Source organism: Streptomyces sp. NPDC006687, from assembly GCF_040636215.1.
GTDB lineage: Bacteria > Actinomycetota > Actinomycetes > Streptomycetales > Streptomycetaceae > Streptomyces.
The window spans coordinates 331,670-356,238 of sequence record NZ_JBEYJJ010000001.1; the positions used below are offsets into that span (position 1 = coordinate 331,670).

General features: G+C 73.6%; 21 protein-coding genes. 12 read left to right on the top strand and 9 right to left on the bottom strand.

The features are described from left to right. The first annotated feature begins 120 nt into the window (after positions 1 to 120). From scy to ABZ716_RS01515, 6 genes are all read left to right on the top strand, one after another. Positions 121 to 4,809: a polarized growth protein Scy gene (gene scy / locus ABZ716_RS01490; protein WP_358955626.1), complete on the top strand. Its 4,689-nt coding sequence runs from the start codon at positions 121 to 123 to the stop codon at positions 4,807 to 4,809. Between the two features lie 194 nt (positions 4,810 to 5,003). Next, positions 5,004 to 5,942 carry a cellulose-binding protein gene (locus tag ABZ716_RS01495; protein WP_351879032.1) on the top strand — a complete coding sequence of 313 codons (939 nt, stop codon included), beginning with the start codon at positions 5,004 to 5,006 and terminating at the stop codon, positions 5,940 to 5,942. A gap of 134 nt (positions 5,943 to 6,076) precedes the next feature. Further along, a complete protein-coding gene (locus ABZ716_RS01500; RefSeq protein ID WP_351879035.1) occupies positions 6,077 to 7,003 on the top strand; it encodes an ABC transporter ATP-binding protein in 927 nt (308 codons plus the stop codon). Positions 7,004 to 7,005: 2 nt separating this feature from the next. Then, entirely contained in the window at positions 7,006 to 7,785 is a 780-nt protein-coding gene (locus ABZ716_RS01505) for an ABC transporter permease subunit (RefSeq protein ID WP_358955629.1), read from the top strand. A gap of 167 nt (positions 7,786 to 7,952) precedes the next feature. Beyond that, positions 7,953 to 9,077 (top strand): ABC transporter ATP-binding protein, encoded by a 1,125-nt coding sequence (locus ABZ716_RS01510; protein ID WP_358955631.1) that lies wholly within the window; start codon positions 7,953 to 7,955, stop codon positions 9,075 to 9,077. Next, entirely contained in the window at positions 9,074 to 9,946 is an 873-nt protein-coding gene (locus ABZ716_RS01515; RefSeq protein WP_358955634.1) for an ABC transporter permease, read from the top strand. Before ABZ716_RS01510 ends, ABZ716_RS01515 begins: the two co-directional genes overlap by 4 nt. A gap of 40 nt (positions 9,947 to 9,986) precedes the next feature. On the opposite strand, the gene ABZ716_RS01520 is transcribed toward ABZ716_RS01515, so the two are convergent. After that, positions 9,987 to 10,313, bottom strand: a complete 327-nt coding sequence (locus ABZ716_RS01520) for an ATP/GTP-binding protein (protein ID WP_351879048.1) — start codon at positions 10,311 to 10,313, stop codon at positions 9,987 to 9,989. 251 nt (positions 10,314 to 10,564) lie between these two features. Here ABZ716_RS01520 and ABZ716_RS01525 point away from each other — a divergent pair, with 251 nt between their 5' ends. Beyond that, positions 10,565 to 11,596 (top strand): LLM class flavin-dependent oxidoreductase, encoded by a 1,032-nt coding sequence (locus ABZ716_RS01525; protein WP_358955637.1) that lies wholly within the window; start codon positions 10,565 to 10,567, stop codon positions 11,594 to 11,596. 96 nt (positions 11,597 to 11,692) lie between these two features. On the opposite strand, the gene ABZ716_RS01530 is transcribed toward ABZ716_RS01525, so the two are convergent. Beyond that, positions 11,693 to 12,085 (bottom strand): SCO5389 family protein, encoded by a 393-nt coding sequence (locus tag ABZ716_RS01530; RefSeq protein WP_351879054.1) that lies wholly within the window; start codon positions 12,083 to 12,085, stop codon positions 11,693 to 11,695. A 219-nt stretch (positions 12,086 to 12,304) separates the two neighbouring features. Here ABZ716_RS01530 and nucS point away from each other — a divergent pair, with 219 nt between their 5' ends. Continuing rightward, positions 12,305 to 12,976, top strand: a complete 672-nt coding sequence (gene nucS, locus ABZ716_RS01535; RefSeq protein WP_358812485.1) for an endonuclease NucS — start codon at positions 12,305 to 12,307, stop codon at positions 12,974 to 12,976. Between the two features lie 68 nt (positions 12,977 to 13,044). On the opposite strand, the gene ABZ716_RS01540 is transcribed toward nucS, so the two are convergent. From ABZ716_RS01540 to ABZ716_RS01555, 4 genes are all read right to left on the bottom strand, one after another. Further along, positions 13,045 to 15,825: an ATP-binding protein gene (locus tag ABZ716_RS01540; protein WP_358955640.1), complete on the bottom strand. Its 2,781-nt coding sequence runs from the start codon at positions 15,823 to 15,825 to the stop codon at positions 13,045 to 13,047. 217 nt (positions 15,826 to 16,042) lie between these two features. Then, complete coding sequence (locus ABZ716_RS01545; protein WP_355965148.1) at positions 16,043 to 16,684, bottom strand: LysE family translocator; 642 nt, start codon at positions 16,682 to 16,684, stop codon at positions 16,043 to 16,045. Positions 16,685 to 16,748: 64 nt separating this feature from the next. Further along, positions 16,749 to 17,072 carry an STAS domain-containing protein gene (locus ABZ716_RS01550; protein WP_344165298.1) on the bottom strand — a complete coding sequence of 108 codons (324 nt, stop codon included), beginning with the start codon at positions 17,070 to 17,072 and terminating at the stop codon, positions 16,749 to 16,751. A 197-nt stretch (positions 17,073 to 17,269) separates the two neighbouring features. Then, positions 17,270 to 18,118: a 3-hydroxyacyl-CoA dehydrogenase family protein gene (locus tag ABZ716_RS01555; RefSeq protein ID WP_351879067.1), complete on the bottom strand. Its 849-nt coding sequence runs from the start codon at positions 18,116 to 18,118 to the stop codon at positions 17,270 to 17,272. A gap of 182 nt (positions 18,119 to 18,300) precedes the next feature. On the opposite strand from ABZ716_RS01555, the gene ABZ716_RS01560 reads away from it, so the two are divergent. Then, positions 18,301 to 18,873 carry a cob(I)yrinic acid a,c-diamide adenosyltransferase gene (locus ABZ716_RS01560; RefSeq protein ID WP_358812487.1) on the top strand — a complete coding sequence of 191 codons (573 nt, stop codon included), beginning with the start codon at positions 18,301 to 18,303 and terminating at the stop codon, positions 18,871 to 18,873. Here ABZ716_RS01560 and ABZ716_RS01565 read toward each other — a convergent pair. Continuing rightward, positions 18,870 to 19,442, bottom strand: coding sequence for a hypothetical protein (locus tag ABZ716_RS01565; protein ID WP_358955642.1), 573 nt, complete (start codon positions 19,440 to 19,442; stop codon positions 18,870 to 18,872). The two genes, ABZ716_RS01560 and ABZ716_RS01565, sit on opposite strands and share 4 nt — an antisense overlap. A 151-nt stretch (positions 19,443 to 19,593) precedes the next feature. On the opposite strand from ABZ716_RS01565, the gene ABZ716_RS01570 reads away from it, so the two are divergent. The 3 genes from ABZ716_RS01570 (at position 19,594) to ABZ716_RS01580 (ending at position 23,484) form a co-directional block, all read left to right on the top strand. Further along, positions 19,594 to 20,787, top strand: a complete 1,194-nt coding sequence (locus ABZ716_RS01570) for a histidine kinase (protein ID WP_358955645.1) — start codon at positions 19,594 to 19,596, stop codon at positions 20,785 to 20,787. Beyond that, positions 20,784 to 21,437 carry a response regulator transcription factor gene (locus ABZ716_RS01575; RefSeq protein ID WP_358955648.1) on the top strand — a complete coding sequence of 218 codons (654 nt, stop codon included), beginning with the start codon at positions 20,784 to 20,786 and terminating at the stop codon, positions 21,435 to 21,437. Before ABZ716_RS01570 ends, ABZ716_RS01575 begins: the two co-directional genes overlap by 4 nt. Positions 21,438 to 21,645: 208 nt before the next feature. After that, a complete protein-coding gene (locus tag ABZ716_RS01580) occupies positions 21,646 to 23,484 on the top strand; it encodes a glycoside hydrolase family 18 chitinase (RefSeq protein ID WP_358955884.1) in 1,839 nt (612 codons plus the stop codon). A 134-nt stretch (positions 23,485 to 23,618) separates the two neighbouring features. On the opposite strand, the gene ABZ716_RS01585 is transcribed toward ABZ716_RS01580, so the two are convergent. Next, a complete protein-coding gene (locus ABZ716_RS01585; RefSeq protein WP_358812491.1) occupies positions 23,619 to 24,065 on the bottom strand; it encodes a DUF2550 domain-containing protein in 447 nt (148 codons plus the stop codon). Between the two features lie 128 nt (positions 24,066 to 24,193). Next, a complete protein-coding gene (locus ABZ716_RS01590; RefSeq protein ID WP_351879085.1) occupies positions 24,194 to 24,568 on the bottom strand; it encodes a F0F1 ATP synthase subunit epsilon in 375 nt (124 codons plus the stop codon). Between the last annotated feature and the right edge of the window lies 1 nt (position 24,569).

Sequence of the window (24,569 nt, forward strand, 5' to 3'; positions counted from 1 at the left end):
GGCGGGGCCCGATACCCCTGCCCCGGTTTCTGACACCATTTCCCCGGGGGCGTCGTTCAGCGGGCGAGCGATGCTCAATTGAACGTGAGCTTGCGACCAGGGGACGGACGGGACCGCGCTGTGCTCGGCTACGAAAGCCAGGAGAGCCATCAGGCTGAAGCCGACCATCTCACGCGCCTCGAAGCCGAGATGGAGCGGCTGAGGAAGGAGCGCGGGAAGGCCGTCCAGCACGCCGAGGACCTGGGCTACCAGGTCGAGGTGCTGCGGGCCAAGCTCCACGAGGTGCGCCGCGCCCTCGCCTCCCGGCCCGCCTACGACGGCGCTGACATGGGATACCAGGCGGAGCAGCTGCTGCGCAATGCCCAGATCCAGGCCGACCAGATGCGCTCCGACGCCGAGCGCGAACTGCGCGACGCCCGGGCCCAGACCCAGCGCATCCTCCAGGAGCACGCCGAGCACCAGGCGCGCCTCCAGGCCGAGCTGCACGCCGAGGCCGTCAACCGCCGCCAGCGCCTGGACCAGGAGCTCAACGAGCGCCGCCAGACCGTCGAGGCGCACGTCAACGAGAACGTCGCCTGGGCCGAGCAGCTGCGCGCCCGTACCGAGGCCCAGGCCCGCCGGCTCATGGAGGAGTCCCGCGCCGAGGCCGAGCAGGCCCTGAACGCCGCCCGCGCCGAGGCCGCCCGTACCGCCGAGGAGGCCCGCCGCCGGCTCGCCGCCGACGCCGAGGCGGCCCGCGCCGAGGCAGAGGCCGCGCTGCTGCGCGCCCGCAAGGAGGCCGAGCGGCTGCTGGCCGCCGCCTCCGCGCAGGCCCAGGAGGCCACCGAGCACGCCGAGCGGCTGCGCTCGACCACCACCGCCGAGGCCGAGCAGACCCGGCAGCAGACCCTGGACCTCGGCCGGGTGGCCGAGGCGCGGGTCCAGGAGGCCGACGGGGCGCTGCGCGCGGCCCGGGCGGAGGCGGAGACCCTGCTCGCGGAGGCCAAGGAGAGCGCCGCCCGGCAGCTCGCCTCCGCCGAGTCCCTCAACGAGCAGCGCACCCGTACCGCCAAGGAGCAGGTGGCCCGGCTGGTCGGCGAGGCCACCAAGGAGGCCGAGGTCCTCAAGGCCGAGGCCGAGCACGCGCTGGCCGACGCCCGCGCGGAGGCGGAGCGGCTGCGCACCGAGGCCGCCGAGCAGGCCCGTACGGCCGCCGCCGAGGAGATGTCGGCGAAGCTGGCGAAGGCGGCCCGTACCGCCGAGGACGTGCTGAACAAGGCGTCGGAGGACGCCCGGGCGACCACCCGCGCCGCCTCCGAGGAGGCCGAGCGGATCCGCCGCGAGGCGGAGGCCGAGGCGGAACGGCTGCGCGCCCAGGCGGCGAACGCGGCAGCGGAGCTCAAGGGCGCCGCGAAGGACGACACCGAGGAGTACCGGGCCCGTACGGTCGAACTCCAGGAGGAGGCGCGGCGGCTGCGCGGCGAGGCCGAGCAGCTGCGTGCCGAGGCCGTCGCCGAGGGCGAGCGGATCCGGGGCGAGGCGCGCCGCGAGGCGGTCGGGCAGATCGAGGAGGCGGCCAAGACCGCCGAGGAGCTGCTGGGCAAGGCCAAGGCCGATGCCGACGAGCTGCGTTCGGGCGCGAGCGCCGACAGCGAGCGGGTGCGTGCCGAGGCCGTGGAGCGGGCCACCACCCTGCGCCGGCAGGCCGAGGAGACCCTGGAGCGCACCCGCGCCGAGGCGGAGCGGCTGCGCGCCGAGGCCGAGGAGCGGGCGGAGGCGCTCGCCGCCGAGGCGGACGCGGCGGCCCGGGCGCGGCGCGAGGAGACCGAGCAGGCCCTGGCGGCCAAGCGGGCCGAGGCCGACGCGGAGCTGGCGCGGCTGGCGTCGGAGGCCGAGGCACGCCTGGTGTCGGCCGAGCAGACGCTGCGCGAGTCCCGGCTGGCGGCGGAGAACATCCGCAAGGAGACCACCGAGGAGAGCGACCGGCTGCGCGCCGAGTCGGCGGAGCGGATCCGCACCCTCCAGGGCCAGGCGGAGGCGGAGGCCGAGCAGCTGCGTTCCGAGGCCGCGCAGGACGCCGGCCGGGTCCGCGCGGAGGCCGAGCTGGTCTCCGTACGGCTGCGCGCCGAGGCGGAGGCCGAGGCCGAGCGGGTGCGCACGGAGGCGCAGGAGACCGCGGACCGGCTGCGCGCGGAGGCGAAGGCCGCGGCCGAGCGGGTGGCCGAGGAGGCCGCGGAGGCCCTCGCCGCCGCCCAGGAGGAGGCCGCGCGTCGGCGCCGGGAGGCCGAGGAGACCCTGTCGGCGGCCCGTACGGACGCGGGCAACGAGCGGGCCCAGGCCCGCGAGGAGAGCGAGGAGCTGCTGGCGCAGGCCCGCAAGCGCTCGGAGGAGGCGCAGGCCGAGGCGGCCCGCCTGACCGAGGAGGCGGAGCGCCGCGCATCGGAGCTGGTCGCGGCGGCCGAGGCCACCGCCCAGCAGGTACGGGACTCCGTGGCCGGGCTGCACGAGCAGGCCGAGGAGGAGATCGCCGGGCTGCGCAGCGCCGCCGAGCACGCGGCGGAGCGCACCCGCGGCGAGGCGCAGGAGGAGGCGGACCGGGTCCGCGCCGACGCCCACGCCGAGCGGGAGCGGGCCGCCGAGGACGCGGCCCGGGTGCGTGCCGAGGCCAAGGCCGAGACGGACGCGGCGAAGGCCCTGGCCGAGCGGACCGTCGGCGACGCCATCGCCGAGGCGGAGCAGCTGCGCGCCGACACCGCCGAGTACGCGCAGCGGGTCCGTACGGAGGCCACCGACGCCCTGGCGGCCGCCGAGCAGAACGCGGCGCGCACCCGGGCGGACGCCCGGGACGACGCCAACCGGATCCGTGGCGAGGCTGCGGAGTCCCTGGAGGCCGCCCGCGCCGAGGGTGCCCGGATCACCGCCGAGGCGACGGCGGAGGCCGAGCGCCTCACCGAGGAGACCCTGGCCGCGAACGCCGCCACGGCCGAGCAGGCCACCGCCGAGGCGGAGCGGCTGACGGCGCAGGCGCAGGAGGCGGCCGAGGCCACCCGCGCCGAGGCCGACGCGGTCCTGGACGAGGCGCGCGCCGAGGCCAACCGGCTGCGCAGCGAGGCCGCGGAGCAGGCGGACCGGCTCATCACCGAGGCCGCCGCCGAGGCGGAGCGGCTGACGGAGGAGACCCGCGCGGCCAACGAGCTGACGGTCGGCGAGGCCGCGGCGGAGGCCGAGCGGCTCACCACCACGGCCCAGGAGGCGGCGGAGGACGCCCGCGCGCAGGCGCGGGCCGCCCTGGACGAGGCGCGCGCCGAGGCCAACCGGCTGCGCAGCGACGCCGCCGAGCAGGCGGACCGGCTCATCACCGAGGCCGCCGCCGAGGCGGAGAAGCTCACGGCGCAGGCCGCGGCGACGCTGGCCGCGGCCGAGCGGGATTCGGCCAGGATCCTGGTGGACTCCCGCGCGGAGGGCGACCGGCTCATCGAGGAGACCCGCGCGGCCAACGAACGTACCGTCGGCGAGGCCGCGGCGGAGGCCGACCGGATGCGCGCCGAGGCGGCGCAGGCCCTGGACGAGGCCCGCACGGAGGGCGGCCGGATCATCGGCGAGGCCACCGCGGAGGCGGAGCGCGTCACGGCCGCGGCCGACGAGACCCTGGCGGCCGCCGAGCGCGAGGCCGGGCAGACCCTCGACGAGGCCCGCGCGGAGGGCAACCGGCTGCGCGGCGACGCCGCCGAGCAGGCGGACCGGCTCATCACCGAGGCGGTGTCGGAGGCGGAGAAGCTCACCGAGCAGACCCGCAAGGACAACGAGCGCACGGTCGGCGAGGCGGCCACCGAGGCGGAGCGGCTGCGCGCGGAGGCGGCGGAGGCGCTGGCTTCGGCGCAGGAGCACGCGACGCGGACCCGCGCCGAGGCGGAGCGGGTCAAGGCGGAGGCGGCCACCGAGGCGGACCGTACCCGCACGCAGGCCCGCGAGGAGGCCGAGCGGGCGCTGGACGAGGCGCGCGAGGAGGCCAACAAGCGCCGCAGCGAGGCCGCGGAGCAGGTGGACCGGCTCATCACGGAGGCCGCGGCGGAGGCCGACAAGCTCACCACGGACGCGGCCCGGCAGGCCCTGGCGGCCACCACGGCGGCCGAGGAGCAGGCCGACGCGATGGTGGACGCGGCGCGCAAGGAGGCGCTGCGGATCACCTCGGAGGCGACCGTCGAGGGCAACTCCCTGGTGGAGAAGGCCCGTACCGACGCCGACGAGCTGCTGGTCGGGGCGCGCAGCGACGCCGCCGCCATAAGGGAGCGGGCGGAGGAGCTGCGGGCCCGGGTGGAGTCCGAGGTCGAGGAGCTGCACGAGCGGGCCCGCCGGGAGTCGGCGGAGCAGATGAAGTCGGCCGGCGAGCGCGTGGACAAGCTGGTGCGCGCGGCGACCGAGCAGAGCGCCGAGGCGGAGGCGAAGGCCAAGGAGCTGGTGGCGGACGCGAACAGCGAGGCCAGCAAGGTCCGTATCGCGGCCGTGCGCAAGGCCGAGACCCTGCTCAAGGAGGCCGAGACCAAGAAGGCGGAGCTGTCGCGGCAGGCCGAGAAGGTGCTCGCGGAGGCGCAGGCCGAGGCCGAGCGGCTCGTGGACGAGGGGCGGCGTGAGCTGGAGGTCCTGGTGCGCAGGCGCGAGGACATTCAGGCGGAGATCTCCCGTGTCCAGGACGTTCTTGAGGCGTTGGAATCTTTCGAGGCACCGTCGGGTGGCGGAAAGCCCGCCTCGGGCGGCCAGGGTGCGGGGGGCGTGAAGGCCGGCGCATCAGCGGGGTCCACTCGTTCGGGTGGCAAGGCGTCAGAGGGGTAGTCGCTCCGCGGGATGTGTGCTTCCGAGGGAGGTTCAGTCGAAGGAGTGACCATCATTCCGTCGCCTTGCCACTCAAAAGGGGTGTCATTGTCCAGGGCAAACACGGATTGACTCGATGACACGCCGCCCTGGCGCCTAGGATTCCCCTTAACACCTCACGTAGCACCTCATCGGTCTCATTCGACAGGATCCCCATGAGCGACACTTCCTCCCCCTTCGGCTTCGAGCTCGTGCGGCGTGGTTACGACCGCGGTCAGGTGGACGACCGCATTACCAAGCTGGTCGCCGACCGGGACAGCGCCCTCGGCCGTATCAACGCCCTGGAAAAGCGGATCGAGGAGCTGCACCTCGAAACGCAGAACGCCCAGGCCCAGGTGAGCGACGCCGAGCCGTCGTACGCCGGGCTCGGCGCCCGGGTCGAGAAGATCCTGCGGCTGGCCGAGGAAGAGGCGAAGGACCTGCGCGAGGAGGCCCGCCGCGCGGCCGAGCAGCACCGTGAGCTGGCCGAGTCCGCCGCGCAGCAGGTGCGCAACGACGCCGAGTCGTTCGCCGCGGACCGCAAGACGAAGGCGGAGGACGAGGGCGTCCGCATCGTCGAGAAGGCCAAGGGCGACGCCGCCACCCTGCGCGCCGAGGCCCAGAAGGACGCCGCCTCCAAGCGCGAGGAGGCCGACGCCCTCTTCGAGGAGACCCGCGCCAAGGCCGCTCAGGCCGCCGCGGACTTCGAGACCAACCTGGCCAAGCGGCGCGAGCAGTCCGAGCGCGACCTGGCCTCGCGTCAACAGAAGGCCGAGAAGCGCCTCGCGGAGATCGAGCACCGCGCCGAGCAGCTGCGCCTGGAGGCCGAGAAGCTCCGCACGGACGCCGAGCGCCGGGCCCGCCAGACGGTGGAGACCGCGCAGCGCCAGGCCGAGGACATCGTCGCCGACGCCAACGCCAAGGCCGACCGCATCCGCAGCGAGTCCGAGCGCGAGCTGGCGGCCCTCACCAACCGCCGCGACTCCATCAACGCCCAGCTGACCAACGTCCGCGAGATGCTGGCGACGCTGACCGGCGCCGCCGTGGCCGCCGCCGGCTCCCCGATCGACGACGAGCCGGTCACCCGCGGCGTCCCGGCGCAGCAGACCCGCTAGCAGCCGTCTCGCCCCCGCGTGCGGTAACCCCCGTGCGCACGCGGATCCTTCACCGGTGGCGAAGCCGGACACGCAGGGCCGTACCTCACCCTTCCAAGGTGACGTACGGCCCTTCGCCGTTCTAGCGTGGCCGCATGATCGAGCTAGAGGGCCTCACCAAACGATTCGGCGCGAAGACCGCCGTGGACCACCTCAGCTTCCAGGTCAGGCCGGGGACGGTGACCGGCTTCCTCGGCCCGAACGGCGCCGGGAAGTCGACGACCATGCGCATGATGCTGGACCTCGACCATCCGACCAGCGGCACGGTCCGGATCGACGGGAAGCACTACCGGGAGCTCAAGGAGCCGCTGAAGCACATCGGGGCGCTGCTGGACGCCAAGGCCATGCACGGCGGCCGCAGCGCCTACAACAACCTGCTCTGCCTGGCCCAGTCGAACCGGATCCCGGCCGGCCGGGTCGACGAGGTGCTGGACCTGGTCGGGCTGACGCCGGTGGCACGGAAGAAGTCGAAAGGATTTTCGCTCGGAATGGGCCAGCGGCTGGGAATCGCTGCCGCACTGCTGGGGGATCCGGAGATCCTCATGTTCGACGAACCCGTCAATGGTCTGGACCCCGAGGGAATTCTCTGGATCCGCAATCTGATGAAGGGTCTGGCCTCCGAGGGAAGAACGATCTTCGTCTCCTCCCATCTGATGAGCGAAATGGCGCTGACGGCGGACCATTTGGTGGTCATCGGACAGGGAAAGCTGCTCGCCGACTTGTCGATGGCGGATTTCATCCAGCAGAACTCCCGCAGTTACGTACGGCTGCGCTCGCCCCAGCAGGAGCGCCTGCGGGACGTCCTCCACGAGGCCGGTATCGCCGCGATCAGCGTCCCCGCCACCGGCGCCCTGGAAATCGACGGCGTCACGAGCGAGCGGCTCGGCGAACTCGCCGCCCAGCACCAGATCGTGCTGCACGAACTCAGCCCGCAACGGGCCTCACTGGAGGAAGCGTTCATGCGCATGACGGCGGACTCCGTCGAGTACCACGCCCAGGCCCGCCGGCAGGGGGGCCAGTGACCATGGCCTCCTTCCCCGCCGTCCTGCGCTCCGAGTGGACCAAGATCCGCACGGTCGCCTCCACCACCTGGACCCTGGCCTGCGCCCTGCTCGTCACGGTCGGGCTCGGCGCCCTGCTGTGCTCCTTCACCGCCTCCCGCTTCGCGGAGATGAGCGACACCGAGAAGCTCACCTTCGACCCGATCATGATCAGCTTCGCCGGGATGTCCCTCGGCCAGCTCGCCATGATCGTCTTCGGTGTGCTGGTCGTCGGCACCGAGTACAGCTCGGGAATGATCCGCACCTCCCTGGCCGCCGTACCGCGCCGCGGGAGCCTGCTGGCCGGCAAGCTCACGGTGGCCACCGCCCTCGCCCTCGCCGTGGGGCTCGCCACCAGCTTCCTGTCCTTCTTCCTCGGCCAGGCGCTGCTGGGCGAGCACGGCGCGGGCATCGGCGAGGAGCACGCCCTGCGCGCCGTGATCGGGGCCGGCCTCTACATGGCCCTGATCGCGCTGTTCTCGATGGGCGTGGCCACGGCGCTGCGCAGCTCGATCCTGGCGCTGGGCATCCTGATGCCGTTCTTCTTCCTGATCTCGACCATCCTGCACGCCTTCGCCTCGACCCGGACGGTGGCCCAGTACTTCCCGGACCAGGCCGGGTCCAAGATCATGCAGACCGTGCCGGACGCCATGGACCAGGTCCAGGCCCCCTACGGCCCCTGGGGCGGACTCGGGATCATGGTCTTGTGGGTGGTCGCCGCCGTGCTCGGCGGCTGGCTGGTCCTGCGCAAGCGGGACGCCTGACCGGCCCGTCCGCCCCGAGGCGGACACCTCACGTACTACGGGAGAACCCCGGGCCGGATCTCAGGGACAGCTCAGGGATCCGGCCAGGGAGGGAACCGGCCAGGGCTCGATATCCTCTTTATGCATAGGCGGGCGAGAGCCGTCCGGGGCCGGCAAGGGGCAGCACGATGATCGAGGCAGTCGGCCTGACGAAGCGTTTCGGCAGCAAGACGGCCGTCGACCAGCTGTCCTTCCAGGTCCGGCCCGGCCATGTGACCGGCTTCCTCGGCCCCAACGGCTCCGGCAAGTCGACCACCATGCGCATGATCCTCGGCCTGGACCGGCCCACCTCGGGCCAGGTCACGATCAACGGCCTCCCCTTCCGGGAGCTGCCGAACGCCCAGCGGCACGTCGGCGCCCTCCTCGACGCCAAAGCCGTCCACGGCGGCCGCCGGGCCCGCACCCACCTGCTGGCCATCGCCCAGCTCTCCGGGATCCCCGAGAAGCGGGTGGACGAGGTCCTCGGCGTGGTCGGCCTCCAGGGGGCGGCCCGCCAGCGGACGAAGGGCTTCTCGCTCGGCATGGGCCAGCGGCTCGGCATCGCGGCCGCCCTCCTCGGCGACCCGCAGGTGCTCCTCTTCGACGAGCCGGTCAACGGCCTCGACCCCGAGGGCATCCTCTGGGTCCGCACCCTCATGCGGCAGCTCGCCGCCGAGGGCCGCACCGTCTTCGTCTCCTCGCACCTGATGAGCGAGATGGCCCTGACCGCCGACCACCTGATCGTCATCGGCCGGGGCCGGCTGCTGGCCGACATGAGCACCCAGGACTTCATCACCCGCAACTCGGCCGGATTCGCGCGGGTCCGCGCCGCCGACGGGGACCCCGCAGACCTCCGCACCCTGGCGGCCGCCCTCACCGGGGCGGGCGGCCGGGTGCTCCAGGAGCCCGACGGGGCGCTGCGCGTCACCGGGCTGGAGCTCCCTCGCATCAGCGACCTCGCGCACGGGGCCGGCGTACGGCTGTGGGAGCTGTCCCCGCACCGGGCCTCGCTGGAGGAGGCGTACATGCGCATGACCCAAACCGCCGTCGAGTACACCTCCAGCGAGGACCCCCGGGCCGAGCTGTGGGAGCCCGAGCCGCTGTCCGTCCCCGCCTGGGAGGAGGAGGCGCCGGCGGCGGCCGTCGCACCCGAGACGGCGGCGAGCTTCTTCGCTCCCCCGCCCCCGGGACCGCGGCAGCGGCCCTTCCTGATGCCGGACAGCGCCGCCGATCTGGCCCCCTCCCCCCAGCCCACCCCCGAGGAACCCCGATGAGCACCACCCCCGCCGGGAAGCCGACGGCGAGCGCGACCGAGGCGGCGGAGCCGGGCGGGTCCGCCGCCTACCGCTCGCCGCTGCCCACGCCGCGGCCGCACCTGGGGCACGCGCTGGCCTCGGAGTGGACCAAGCTGACCTCCGTGCGCTCCACCCTGTGGACGCTCGGCTCCCTCGTGGCCCTGGTCGTCGGCGTCGGCCTGCTGGCCGTCATCCAGACCGCGTCCCGTGACTACGCGAACCTGCCCTACACCTCGCCCGCCCTCTTCGGGCTGATGGTCGGGCAGATCGCCGTGATCGTGCTCGGGGTGCTGACGATCACCTCGGAGTTCGGCACGGGGCTGATCCGTACCACCTTCACCGCCGCCCCCGACCGGCTGCGGGTGCTCACCGCCAAGTACCTGGTGTTCGGCGCCGTCGCCTTCACCACGGTCACCGGCTCGGTGGGGTTCGTCGGTCTGTGGGCGGCGATCCTGCACAACGGGCCCGCCGCCGGGCCGCACGGCCTCGCCGAGTGGGCGGGCGCCCTGGCCGGCTGCTGCTACGTGACCCTGCTGGGCGTGCTCTCCCTGGCGGTCGGGGCGCTGGTGCGGCACTCGGCGGGCGCCATCGCGGTGATGCTCGGCGTGGTCACCATGCCGCCGGTGCTCGGGTCGATACTGCTGGTCTGGCCGGTCACCAGCGGGATCGGCGGGCTCGTGCTCCGCTACAACGCGCCCGTCGGACTGTTCCAGCTCTTCGGGGTGCAGGACAGCGGGGTCGCGGGGGCGTCGATGCCCAGCGACCTCGCGCAGGTGACCCTGCTCGTGGTGGTGACGGCGGCCGCGGTCGCCGGCTCGTACGCCGTCGTCCGCCGCCGGGACGTCTGACCGGCGCGGCCGGGCGGGCGGCCCTGGCGGGCCCGGCCGGTCAGTACCGCGGCGCGTTGCGGGACCGCTGCACCTTGGAGGTGCGGCGGTCCTTCGCGTTCCAGCACGCCTTGTGCCAGTGCCGCCGGTCGTCCACCCCGCCGTACTCGGGCCAGGCCACCACATGCGGGGTGCCCGAGGGGATTTCCTGGTCACAGCCGGGGCAGCGGTAGCGCTTTCCCGCCGCGCTGGCGCCCGCGACGTGCCGGACCTTCCACTCCTCGCCCAGGTACTCCTCGGTGCGCTCCAGTCCGTACCGGTCGAAGCCGGAGCCGGGCCGTTCGTCCGGGGTCTCGCCGCCCCTGGGGCGGTTGTGGCGCGGTGACACGTATACCTCACGAAGGGGCTGCGGGCAGTGACTTTCCTCCAGACTACGCGCAGCGAGCCGGGGTACCCGCAGGGTGTTCGGTGTAGGGCCGCCTGCGAACGGAACTGGCCTGACTATCTCAATAACTTTCCTGTCGGGCCGTGCCTTTGGCACGTGTCAGACGTTGTTGCCAGCAGACGTCGATGCCATCGACGAGTCATGAGCCGGTCCACCTGGGGGAGGCCGCGCCAGCCGCGAGGAGGCCAAGGGCGATGCGCGTAGGAGCTTTTGTACTGGCGGCCCAGTTCCCGGGCCAGGGGCAGGGGGAGGCACTGCACCGGGCGGTGCGGACGGCCGTGGTGGCCGAGGAGGCCGGACTGGACTCGGTCTGGCTCGCCGAGCACCACTTCGTCCCGTACGGGGTCTGCCCGTCGGCGGTGACGCTGGCCGCGCTGCTGCTGGGGCGGACGCGGCGGCTGCGGGTGGGCACGGCGGTGAGCGTGCTGCCGAACACCCATCCGGTGGCCCTCGGGGAGCAGGCGGCCCTGCTCCACGTCACCTCCGGCGGCCGGTTCACCCTCGGGGTGGGGAGGGGCGGGCCCTGGGTGGACCTGGAGGTGTTCGGCGGCGGCCTGGAGGCGTACGAGAGCGGGTTCCCGGAGGACCTCGACCTGCTGCGGCGCTGGCTGTCCGAGCCCCGGGTGGGGGCGGCCGGCGCGCGGCACGGCTTCCGCGAGGTGGCCGTCGTCCCGCGCCCGGACCAGTCCCTCGACGGGGACGGGACAGGGCCGGAAGTGATCGTCGCGTGCACCTCCCCGGAGTCGGTGCGGACGGCCGCCCGGCGCGGGCTGCCGATGCTGCTGGGCATGCACTGCGGGGACGAGGACAAGGCGGACATGGTCGCGCTGTGGCGGGAGACCGCGCTGGCGGCCGGGCACGCGCCGGACGCCGTACGGGCGGCCGGGCACGTGTCGGCCGGGGTGTGCCAGCTGGCGGACCGTACGGCCGATGCCCGCGAGACCCTGCTGAAGGCGATGCCGGGCTGGCTCCGGCAGGGCCTCGACGCGCATGTGACGGTGGACGGCCGGTACCGCGCCATGCGCGACCCCCACGCCTACACGGAGCTGCTGTGCGATCTGCATCCCGTCGGCACACCGGAGCTGGCGGCCGCCCGGCTGGCGGCCACCGCCGAACGTACGGGCATCACCCGCTTCGCGCTGCTGTCGGAGGGCTCCGGCGACCTCGCCGCGACGGAGGAGAACGTCCGGCGTCTCGGCGCGGAGGTCATGCCCCTGCTGGCCTGACGGCCCCCGGCTCGGGCCCGTCCTCGCGGCCTGGGCTGCCGCTCCGGTGGCCTTCGGACCTCCCGCGAAACGGAGCGGCAGCGCGTACCGGTCCTGCTAGCAGTCGCGCAGTTCGGGCGACTGGTTGAGCAGCTGGCCTCGGATCGAGGTGAACTTGGCCAGCCGGCCGTCCACCGAGGGGTCCATGGGGAACACCGCCACGCGGTGGCAGTTCTGGAAGGCCAGGCGCACCCCGAAGTGCCGCTGCAGCGCACCCCGTATCGCGTCACTCGCCAGCGCGCGCAGCAGCTGGCCGCGCGCCTGCTCGTCCGGCGGCGGCGTCTGGTTGTCGGCGAACTCTCCGCCCTCAACCTCCAGCTGGGCCGTCAACGAGCTGATCATCTCCCATGCGTAAGGCAGGGAGGTCCGGACGCAGTCGACGAAGGCGGCTTCGTCGACCTCGCCTCGCTCGGCCTGTTCGAGTAGGGCCGGTGAGACGTCGAGCGACATGGGTTCTCCTCTCGTGACCCCGGCGATTGGGTTGCCGGAGTCTTACGGGCAGGGAAGGAGGCCGCGACGCAGTGTGCACGCTCGGCAACCTCCCGCTCACCACGGTAGGCGCCCGCCGGGTGGCGCACCAGGAGAATGCGCATACAACGCGCCATCGGCGAACGGGGCTTTCAGGGGCGAATCGCGTGAAGGCCCGTCGGTCGAGTAGCGTTGCCGACCATGCGTCTCGTCATTGCCCGCTGCTCCGTCGACTACGCGGGCCGGCTCACCGCCCATCTGCCCTCGGCACCCCGTCTGATCCTCGTGAAGGCCGACGGCAGTGTCTCGATCCACGCGGACGACCGGGCGTACAAACCGCTCAACTGGATGTCGCCTCCGTGCACCCTCAAGGAGGGGAGCGGGGATGACGCCAACGTCTGGACGGTCGTCAACAAGGCGGGCGAGAAGCTCATCATCACCATGGAGGAAGTCCTCCACGACTCCTCCCACGAGCTGGGCACCGACCCGGGCCTGATCAAGGACGGCGTCGAGGCGCACCTCCAGGAGCTGCTGGCCGACCGCATCGAGACGCTGGGCGAGGGCTACACCCTGATCCGGCGCGAGTACATGACGGCGATCGGCCCGGTGGACATCCTGTGCCGGGACGCGTCGGGCGCGACGGTGGCGGTGGAGATCAAGCGGCGCGGGGAGATCGACGGCGTCGAGCAGCTGACCCGGTACCTGGAACTGCTGAACCGCGACCCTCACCTGGCCCCGGTGCGGGGTGTCTTCGCGGCCCAGGAGATCAAGCCGCAGGCGCGGGTTCTGGCCAACGACCGGGGCATGGACTGCGTGGTCCTGGACTACAACGCCATGCGCGGCATCGAGGACGACAAGCTGCGGCTGTTCTGACGCCCCTTACGCGGCGCAGGCCCCCGACGGCCCTCCGAGCTCCGGCTCGGGGGGCCGTCGCGCGTCGGTCAGCTCGGGGTCGTCGGGGGGCTCACGGTGGAGTCCGTCGCCGCCCCGGAGGCCGTCGCCGAGGACGTGGGCGTCGGGGTGGGGGTCGGCGTGGGCGTGAGCGTGGGAGTCGGGGTCGGCGTGGGGGTCGGCGTCGGGGTGGGCGTCGGCGTCACCGGGGGCTGCGGGGCGGTGGTGGCCGTCGGGGTGGTGCCCCGGGACGGGGTGCCGCTGGGGCGGGGCTGGGGGGTGAGCTGCCCGGGTGCGGGCGGGGTCGCCGGATCGGCCGCCGGGTCGCCGCCGCCGGTGCCGGGCACCTGCGGGACGTGCGGGGACACCGGCGCCGAGGGGCTCGACGTCACCGAGGGGGTCTGGGGGTCCTCGGCGGCGCCCCCCGAGGCGAGGGCGAGCCCGATCACGGTGCCGAGCGCCGCCACCGTGAGCACCCCGGCCGCCCCGAGCAACGCGGTCCGCCGCTTGCGGGCGCGTGCGGCCGCCGCGGCGTGCGGGCCGGCGGGGCGGGGCGGTACGGGCCTCGCGGGGGCGGGGGCGGGCTGCGGGAAGGCGTTGCCGAACACCGCCGCGAGGTTCTTGGGGGTCTCCGGGGGCGGCAGCTGGGCCCGCCGGATCACCGGGTTGACCTGGGTCACGGCCTCCGACCCCGGCGCGGGCCGCGCGGGCTTGCCGGGCTTCGTCGTGGGCGCGGTGGGCGCCGAAGCCTCCGGCAGGGGTGCGGTAGTGGCAGCCCCCGACGGGAGGGCCGCGGCCGCCTCACCGGCCTTCGGCGGCAGCGGGGAAACAGACGCCCCCGGGCCCGTGGGCGTCGCCGGACCGGGCTCCGCCGGAGCGGAACCACCCGGGCCCGGCGGCACAGCCGAACCCGAGGACGGGCGAACGGTCGCACCCGGCACCGGCGGGAAGGCCGAGGCCGAGGACGGCGCGGCAGACGCGTCCGGGACCGGCGGAACGGGCGCGTCCGGGTCCGAGGGCCGCGCCGCAGCCGTGGCCGGCGTACCCGGCGCCGGCGGAACGGCTCCGCCCGAGCCCGGCGTCAGGGGCGGGGCCTGGAGGCGCAGGGGCGGGGAAGGGTGGGGGCCCAGGGCCTCGCGGTCGGTGACGAGGGCCAGCGCGCGCCGGCCGGCGACCGTCCCGCGCTTGTCCGCGAGCGCGCCCCGCAGCCCGATCGACGCCTCCAGCTCCGCCCGCGCCCGGTCCAGGCGCCCCTCGCACAGGGCGAGCACCCCGAGTTCGTGGTGGAAGTACGCCTGCTCGGCGACCTCCCCCGCCTTCCGCGCGGCCTCCGAGCCCGCGCGCAGCACCCGCTCCCAGGCGTCCCAGTGCAGCGAGGCCGCGAAGGCCGGGGCCGCCGTCCGGGCCAGGAGTACGGCGGCCACCACATCGGCCCCGGCCAGCGCGGCGAGCACCGCGTCGGCCTCGGCCGCGACCCGCTCCGGGGTCACCGAGGCGTGCCCGGTCCACCAGGCGTAGTGCCGGGCCGCCGTACGGGCCTCCTCCGCGCCGGGGCCCCCGTACCCGGCCTCCTCCAGCTGCCGTGCGACCCCCTCGGCGAGCCGGTAGCGGGGTCCGACGGGGGTGATCAGCCCGCAGCCGAGCAGTTCGGCGACGGCCGCCTCCGCGTGGGTGTCGCCGACCAGCGCGGGCAGGTGCGCGGGGTGCGGGAGTTCACCGCCCAGCGCGCAGGCGATGCGCAGGGCGGCGCGGGCCGGCTCGCTCACCCGGGAGGCCAGCAGCTCGGCGGGGGCCGCGGCCTGGGCCAGGGTGGGCAGCGGCACGGGGACCGGGTCGCGCGGGCGTTCCTCGAAGACGCCGGGTTCCTCGTCCTCGTCCCCGGCGGCGGCCCGGTTCAGCTCGTCGCGCTGGCGCAGCAGCGCGGCCGCCTGGACGAAGCGCAGCGGCAGCCCCTCGGAGGCGAACCGCAGGTCCCCGGCCCAGGCGGCCTCCGCCTCGGTCAGGGGGCGCCCGAGGAGCTCCTCCAGCAGCTGGGTGCAGCCCGTGCGTCCGAGGCCGCCGAGGAAGACCTCGTCCAGGTGGGAGTCGTCGGAGGGGGCCTTGGCGTCGGGGGTGGCCGCGAGGAGGTACGCGCACTCGGGGGTGGCGCGCAGCAGCTCGTCCAGCGCGGGACCGCCCAGCTCCAGGTCGTCCAGGAGCACGATGGCTCCGATTTCGCGGACCCGCGCGAGGAGGGCCGTACGGTCGGGGCGCCGGCCGTCGGTGTCGTACACGGCGGAGTAGAGGGCGTGGAGCAGCTCGGCCGGCTGGTGGTGGCCGTACCCGCTGAGCCGGATCACGCCGTCGGGTGCCAGGCCGGCGCAGTCCCGGCCGACGGCGTCGAGCAGGGCGGTGCGGCCGGATCCGGCGGGGCCGGTCAGCCGTACGGAGCGGCCGCGCTGGAGCAGCCGGACGAGCCGCTCCTTCTCCTCGGCGCGCTCCAGGAGCGGCCGGGCGGGCACGGGCAGCCCGGGCGGCCGGGCGGCGGCGTCCCGGGCGGTGCGGGCCGCGGCGTCACGCTTGGCGGGACGCCGGCCGGGGTCGGGTCCGGCCCCGGGGCGGTGGGGCTCGATCTCGCTGCCGTCGACGGGGTTGACGGTGACGGTGAACTCCCCGGCGACCAGCGTCACCACCCGCACGGGTCCCGCGGCCGCCGCCACCCCGGCACCGGCGGCCGGGGCTACGGCCGTTCCCGCCGGCGGCGTACCGTCCGTCGGCGGGGCGCCAGTCCCGGGCGCGGGCGCGGGTCCGGGCCGGGGGGTCTCCTCCGGCTGTGCCTGTGTACGGTCCATGACCACGTCCCCCCGCCTCGCGTCGCGCGCTCCGTCGCCGACTTTCCTGCCGCCCGGCCTCGCTCGCGCCGCTCGTCGCTACTGGTCCGGTTTCCGCCCGACCCTAAACGCTGCCGGATCGTGCCGGTACCGCAGGGGTGCCTCCACCATCGGACCGTTACGTTTCCCGCGCCTTCGTGCGGAAGCCGGAACTCCGCAGCTCCGGGCGGTATCGGGTTCAGTCCTTGCGGCCGGTCGCGGCCACCGCGACCCCCAGGCCGATCATGGTGAGGCCGCCGGCCCCGCCGACGAGGGAGAGCCGGCGCGGGGACCGGGCGAGCCAGCCCCGGGTGGTGGCGGCCACCAGCCCCCACACGCTGTCGGACACGATCGCGATCAGGTTGAAGACCAGCCCCAGCACGAGCATCTGCGCCACGACCCCGCCCCGCTCGCGGTCGACGAACTGCGGCAGCACGGCGGCGAAGAAGACGATGGTCTTGGGGTTGGCCACCCCGACCACGAACCCCTCCCCCAGCGTCCGCAGCCCCCCGTGCGCCACGGGGGCCGCCTCGGCGAGGGCCGCGTGGAGGGATCCGCGCCGGCGTACGGCCTTGACGCCCAGGTACACCAGGTACGCCGCGCCGACCAGCTTCAGCGCGGTGAAGACGAGCACCGAGCGCTCGACGACCGACCCGACCCCGAGGGCCACGGCCACGACGAGCACGTACGCCCCGAGCGTGTTCCCGGCCACCGTCGTCAGCGCGGCCCGGCGGCCCTGCGCCAGGGCCCGGCCGATCACGAAGAGCACACTCGGTCCGGGGATGACGATCAGCAGGAGCGACATGGCCGCGAAGGCCATCAGTCTGTCGGGGGACACCATGGGTCCATATAAACCGAGCCCGGCCCGCCCCCGCTCCCCCATTTCCCGGGGCGGGGGCCTGGAATCAGACCCGCGGAAGCGATTCCGCTTCCAGCCCGCCCTCGATCGCGAGGATGCGGTGCAGCCGGGTGGCGACGAGCAGCCGCTGCATCCGGTCGGGCACCCCGCGCAGGACCAGCCGCCGGCCGGTCCGGCCGGCCCGGCGGTGGGCTCCCATGATCACGCCCAGCCCGGTCGCGTCCCAGGAGTCGAGCCCGGTCAGGTCCAGCACGAGGTCGCCGTGGCCGTCGTCGAGGGCGGTGTGGAGGGCCGTACGGGCGTCCGCCGCGCTGCGCACGTCGAGGCGGCCCCCGACAGCGAGTTCGGCGTGGTCGCCCCTGATGTGCATGTGTGCTCCCCGGCTGTACTGCGTGCGTGTGTGGTCCGACGGTTCCGTTGGTCGGTGGGGTCGGGCGTGGTCGTTGTCGGCTCGTGGACGGCAACTCTCACCGCAAGTGACTGCCGTGCGGGCGGTGAAGTTGCCGACCGTGAGCGAACCGATACCTAATTCACCCCGTAGGGGTGCGGGGATTCGAACGGACGTGCTCAGTGCTTGTAGAAGCCCTGGCCGCTCTTGCGGCCGATGTCACCCGCGTCGACCATGCGCCGCATCAGCTCCGGCGGCGCGAACTTCTCGTCCTGGGACTCGGTGTAGATGTTGCTGGTGGCGTGCAGCAGGATGTCCACACCCGTGAGGTCGGCGGTGGCCAGCGGGCCCATCGCGTGGCCGAAGCCCAGCTTGCAGGCGATGTCGATGTCCTCGGCGGTGGCCACGCCCGATTCGTAGAGCTTCGCGGCCTCGACGACGAGGGCGGAGATCAGGCGGGTGGTGACGAAGCCGGCGACGTCGCGGTTGACGACGATGCAGGTCTTGCCGACCGACTCGGCGAACGCCCGCGTGGTGGCGAGGGTTTCGTCGCTCGTCTTGTAGCCGCGGACCAGCTCGCAGAGCTGCATCATCGGGACGGGGGAGAAGAAGTGCGCGCCGACGACCCGCTCCGGGCGCTTGGTGACCGCCGCGATCTTGGTGATCGGGATGGCGGAGGTGTTGGAGGCCAGGACGGTGTCCTCGCGGACCAGTTCGTCCAGGGTGCGGAAGATCTCGTGCTTGACCTCGATCTTCTCGAAGACGGCCTCGACGACGATGTCCACGTCGGCGACCGCGTCGAAGTCGGTGGTCGTGGTGATACGGGCCAGGGCCGCCTCGGCGTCCTCGGCCGTCATCTTGCCCTTGGAGACGAACTTGTCGTACGAGGCTTTGATCCCGTCGGTGCCCCGGGTCAGCGCGGCGTCCGTGACGTCCCGCAGGACGACGTCCCAACCCGCCTGAGCGGAGACCTGAGCGATCCCGGAACCCATCAGTCCCGCGCCGATGACGGCGAGCTTCCCAGCCACTGCACACCCCTCGTTGTTCTTCGTACGACCCGGCCTCGTAGCCTCTCCGGCGGAGACTAGCGTCCGTGAGGGGCCCCGTGACCGCGAAGTAACACGCGTCACGTCTCAGATGACGGACGTCACACCCACAGGGCCCAGCAGTGCGCGGGCCGCCCGCAGTTGGCCCGCACTACCCTTGCGGCATGGTGAACCTCACGCGCATCTACACCCGCACCGGCGACCAGGGCACGACCGCTCTGGGCGATATGAGCCGTACGCGCAAGACCGACCTGCGGATCTCCGCGTACGCCGACGCCAACGAGGCCAACGCCGCGATCGGGACGGCGATCGCGCTGGGATCGCTGCCGGAGGAGGTCGTCAAGGTCCTGGTCAGGGTGCAGAACGACCTGTTCGACGTGGGCGCCGACCTGTGCACCCCGGTGGTGGAGAACCCGCAGTACCCGCCGCTGCGGGTGGAGCAGTTCTACATCGACCGGCTGGAGGCGGACTGCGACCTCTTCAACGAGCGGCTGGAGAAGCTGCGCAGCTTCATCCTCCCCGGCGGTACGCCCGGTGCGGCCCTGCTGCACCAGGCGTGCACGGTGGTGCGCCGGGCCGAGCGCTCGACGTGGGCGGCGCTGGAGGCGCACGGCGAGGTGATGAACCCGCTGACGGCCACCTACCTCAACCGCCTCTCCGACCTCCTGTTCATCCTGGCCCGCACGGCCAACAAGGAGGTGGGCGACGTCCTGTGGGTCCCGGGCGGCGAACGCTAGCGGCCGCTCCCGACGGGCTCGCGGTCCGCTTCCGCGCGCGCCGGCGCCTTGCGGGGCCACACCGAGTACGTGGCCGCGACGACCGCGTGGATGACCAGCGCCCGCAGCGCACCGAACTGCCAGTCCCGCAGCCCGGAGGTGTCCGCCGCGCCGCCCGCGTACCAGATCGCGCCCTGGAGCAGTCCGAGGGCGACGGCCACCGCGACCAGGGTCCGGATCCACAGCTTCCACTCGTGCCGCGCCCGCTCCTTGCCGTACTTCGTCCCGGGCGGCTTCGGCCCCCCGGCGAGGCGGTACGCGGCGTGCCCGTCGAGCCACTTGACGGTGTAGTGCCCGTACCCGACGGTGTAGCCGAGGTAGAGGGCCGCGAGGCCGTGCCGCCAGTTCGGCTCGCCGCCGTTCCTCAGATCGACGGCACTGGCCACGAGCAGCGCCAGTTCCAGCAGCGGCTCGCACAGCAGAAGCGCGGCTCCGAGCCTCGGCATCCCGGCCAGGTAGCGCAGCGCCAGGCCGCCGGCCAGCAGCACCCAGAAGCCGGCCTCGCAGGCGATGATCAGCGCGACGAGCATGGCCCGTTCCCCTTCCCTCGTGTTCTCCCCCACCAGACTCGCGGCCGCCGGAGCCCGCCGCCTCGTCCGCGGTGACGAAAGCCCGCTGCATCCTTCGGTGTAGCGCGGCTCCTCCCCCGCGCCGACGCCGCCCGGCAGCTCTGCGTGTTGGATGGGGGACGTGCCGCCGAAGATCCTCCGCCCGCACCGCGACGACGTCCTCCTCGCGGTGGTCAGCGTGCTCGCCGGTGTGCTGCTGTGGTCCCTGGGGGTCCACAGCACGGGCGACCGGCACTTCTTCCCCGCGTGGGCCGCGCTGGTACCGCTGCTGGTCATCGGGCCGATGGAGCTGCTGCGGCGGACCGCGCCCCGTCTCACGCTGGCCGTCGGCACCGCCGCGGTGATCGCCGACCAGTTCACGGTGGGGAACCTGGGCACCGTCCTCGTCTTCACGGACCTGATGTACGCGGCCGTCGTCTACGGCAGACCGGCCATGGCCCGTCGGCTGCCGGTCTCCACCGGCCTGGTCACGGTGGTCGTCACCGTCGTCGCCGTGGCCTGGCTGCGCACCCCGCAGTCCCTGATGATCGGCGTGCTCACCGGCATCGTCTGCTTCGGCCCCGCCCTGACCGGCGCCACCCTGCGCAACCACCGCGAGGCCGCCGAGGCCGCCCGGCTGCGCGCCGCGCAGACGGCGCTGCTGGCCGAGATGGACCGTACGCAGGCGGTCGCCGCCGAGCGGGCCCGGATGGCCCGCGAGCTGCACGACATGGTCGCCAACCACCTCTCCGCCATCGCCCTCCACTCCACCGCCGCGCTGTCCATCGACTCCCCCGCCACCAGCCGTGAGGCCCTCGGGGTGATCCGCGAGAACAGCGTCCAGGGGCTCGCGGAGATGCGCCGCCTGATCGGACTGCTGCGCGAGGCGGGAGCCGGGCAGGACGCGGCGCCCGTCCCCTCCCTCGACGGGCTGGCCGCCCTGCTGGGCCGGGCCCGGGCCAACGGCGCGGCGAGCGGGCTGGACTTCGTCCTGGACGACGCCCGTCCGCCCGGGCCGCCGCTGCCCGCGCCGGTGGAGCTGGCGGCGTACCGGATCGTGCAGGAGTCCGTGACCAACGCCCTCAAGCACGCCGCCGCCGGCCCCGTCGCGGTGCGGCTGGCCCGCGAGGACGGCCTGCTCACGGTGGCCGTGGACTCCCCGTACGGGGACCGGTCCGGCCCGCGCCTCCCCGGCTCCGGGGCGGGGCTGATCGGTATGCGGGAACGGACGGAGCTGCTCGGCGGTACGTTCACGGCGGGCCCGGCCGGGCCCCTCTGGCAGGTGCGGGCGGCGCTGCCCGCCGAGGAGAAGGCGGTGCGGGAGTGACCATCAGGGTATTGGTGGCCGAGGACCAGCGGGCGGTACGGGCGGGACTGGTGCTGATCCTGCGCAGCGCGGGGGACGTCGAGGTGGTCGGCGAGGCGGCCGACGGGGAGGAGGCGGTGCGCCTGGCCCGGGAGCTGCGGCCGGACCTGGTCCTCATGGACGTGCAGATGCCGCTGCTCGACGGGGTGGAGGCCACCCGCCGGGTGGTCGCGGAGGCCCTGGCCGACGTGCTGGTGCTGACCACCTTCGACCTCGACGCCTACGTCTTCGGGGCGCTGCGGGCGGGGGCGGCGGGCTTCCTGCTGAAGGACGCCGACGCGGCGGAGCTGATCGCGGCGGTGCGGACGGTCGCCCGCGGCGAGGGGCTGATCGCCCCGGCGGTGACCCGGCGGCTGATCGCCGAGTTCGCCGCGCCCCGGCCCGTACCGGGTCCCGCGCGCCCGGAGGCGGCCGCGGCGGTGGAGTCGCTGACGCGGCGGGAACGGGAGGTGCTGGGGGCTCTGGGTGAGGGGCTGTCGAACGCGGAGATCGCCGTCCGGCTGGAGATGGCGGAGGCCACGGTGAAGACGCACGTCAGCCGGATCCTGGGGAAGCTGGAGCTGCGCAGCCGGGTCCAAGCGGCGGTACTCGCACGCGAGTTGGGGCTCTAGCGGCTGTACAGCACATGAGGTCTGGACCTCTTGACGCTTGGTCCAGACCTTTCTACGCTCACCGGGAACTGTGGTGAGCGTGCCATGACAAAGAGATCGCTTTCCGGCGTGCTCACGGGCGGCGCAGGTCCCATCCCCAGTGCCGGTCGGCCCCCGACCGGCACGGACCTCCGGAGGAACACCCTTGAGCACAGCACCCCCACGACGCATCCCCCTCTTCAGGAGGCTGGCCGCCACCGCGGCCGCCCTCGCCCTGCCCGTCGCCGGCCTCATCGGCCTCGCCGGGCCCGCCCAGGCCGCCGCGTCCGCGAGCGCCACCTACACCAAGGTCTCCGACTGGGGCACCGGCTTCGAAGGCAAGTGGACGGTGAAGAACACCGGCACCACCACCCTCAGCAGCTGGACCGTGGAGTGGGACTACCCGGCCGGCACCCAGGTGACCTCGGCCTGGGACGCCACCGTCACCAGCTCCGGCACCCACTGGACCGCCAAGAACGTCGGCTGGAACGGCACCCTCGCCCCCGGCGCCACCATCAGCTTCGGCTTCAACGGCAGCGGCCCCGGCGCCCCGGCCGGCTGCAAGGTCAACGGCGGCTCCTGCGACGGCACCACCACCCCCGCCGACAACCCGCCCTCGGCCCCCGGCACCCCCACGGCCGGCGGCCTCACGGAGACCTCGCTCACCCTCTCCTGGCCGGCGGCCACCGACGACAAGGGCGTCAAGAACTACGACGTCCACCGCAACGGCGCCAAGCTCGCCACCGTCACCGGCACCACCTACGCGGACACCGGCCTGACCAAGGGCACCACCTACACCTACACGGTCACCGCCCGCGACACCGCCGACCAGACCGGCCCCTCCTCCGCCCCCCTGTCCGTGACCACCCCCGGCGGCGGCACCGACCCCGGACCGGGCCCCGGCCCCGACCCCGGCGCCAAGGTCAAGCTCGGCTACTTCACCGACTGGGGCGTCTACCAGCGCAACTACCACGTGAAGAACCTGGTCACCTCCGGCACCGCGGCGAAGATCACCCACATCAACTACGCCTTCGGCAACGTCCAGAACGGCAAGTGCACCATCGGCGACTCCTACGCCGACTACGACAAGGCGTACACCGCCGACCAGAGCGTCGACGGCGTCGCCGACACCTGGGACCAGCCCCTGCGCGGCAACTTCAACCAGCTGCGCAAGCTCAAGGCCAAGTACCCGGGCATCAAGGTCGTCTACTCCTTCGGCGGCTGGACCTGGTCCGGCGGCTTCGGCCAGGCCGCCCAGAACCCGGCCGCCTTCGCCCAGTCCTGCTACGACCTGGTCGAGGACCCCCGCTGGGCGGACGTCTTCGACGGCATCGACATCGACTGGGAGTACCCGAACGCCTGCGGTCTTTCCTGCGACACCAGCGGGGCCGCGGCCTTCAAGAACCTGATGTCGGCCCTGCGCGCCAAGTTCGGCGCCTCGAACCTGGTCACCGCCGCCATCTCCGCCGACGGCTCCAACGGCGGCAAGCTCGACCTCGCGGACTACGCGGGCGCCGCCCCGTACGTCGACTTCTACAACGTGATGACGTACGACTTCTTCGGCGCGTGGGACGCCAAGGGCCCCACCGCCCCCCACTCCCCGCTGACCTCCTACGCCGGCATCCCGATCGCCGGCTTCAACACCGAGGCCGCCATCACCAAGCTCAAGGGCAAGGGCATCCCCGGCTCCAAGCTCAACCTCGGCATCGGCTTCTACGGCCGCGGCTGGACGGGAGTCACCCAGGACGCCCCCGGCGGCGCCGCCACCGGGCCCGCCCCGGGCACCTACGAGCAGGGCATCGAGGACTACAAGGTCCTCAAGACCAGCTGCCCGGCCACCGGAACCGTCGCCGGCACCGCCTACGCCAAGTGCGGCAGCAACTGGTGGAGCTACGACACCCCCGCCACCATCGCCGGCAAGATGACCTGGCTGAAGAACCAGGGGCTCAAGGGAGCCTTCTTCTGGGAGTTCAGCGGCGACACCGCGAACGGCGAGCTCGCCGCCGCCATCCACACCGGGCTGCAGTAGCCGGACACGACGAAGCCGGGCAGACGGGTCCGCCCCCGTCCGCCCGGCTTCTTCACGTGCGGAGAAAGCCTCAGGCGACGTTCACCCTCCCCCAGACTTCGTCCGGGAGACCCCCATCCAGCGGGCAATATATTTCAGGCGACATTCACCCGCTGGCCTGGAGGCGCCGCCTCCAGCCAGGCCAGGAACCCGGTCAGCGCGTCCTCGCTCATCGCCAGCTCCAGGCGCGTCCCCTGGTGGGAACAGCCGAGCACGACGGAGTCGGACAGCAGGGCCAGCTCCTCCTCGCCCTGCGGGGCACGCCGGGCGAGCACCTCGATGGAGGAACGCTCCAGTATCCGGCGCGGCCGCGGCGCGTAGCTGAACACGCGGAACCACTCGATGCGGTCACCGCTGTATCGGGCGACCCCGTAGACCCACCCCTTGCCGGAGACATCGGGCTCCTCGGCCACATCCCAGCGCAGGCTGCAGTCGAAGGTCCCGCCGGAGCGCTGGATCAGTCTGCGGCGCAGCCCGAACACGAACAGCCCGATCACCACCAGGGCTACGACCAGGCCGCTCACAAGCAGAGCGAGGAGCATCTTCACCGACCTCCTCGCTCATCGAAATCCGCACAGACAAAAAGTACGTACATCGCCTCAGCCGCGACCCGCTCCGGAAAATTCCGGAACGGACCGCGGCTGAGGTCTCACACTCTTCGGTACGGGGCTCAGTGCCCCGTGACCGCACGCAGCCGGACATCGGCGCGACGTTCGGCGGCCGCGTCGGCCTCCGACTTCGCGCGCTCCAGTGCCCGCTCCGCCCGCTGGACGTCGATCTCGTCCGCGAGCTCGGCGATCTCGGCCAGCAGGGACAGCTTGTTGTCCGCGAACGAGATGAAACCGCCGTGCACCGCGGCGACGACCGTGCCGCCGTCGCTGGTACGGATGGTCACCGGGCCCGATTCCAGCACTCCGAGGAGCGGCTGGTGACCGGGCATGACGCCGATGTCGCCGGACGTGGTGCGGGCGACGACCAGGGTGGCCTCGCCGGACCAGACATTGCGGTCCGCCGCGACCAGCTCGACGTGCAGCTCAGCAGCCAAG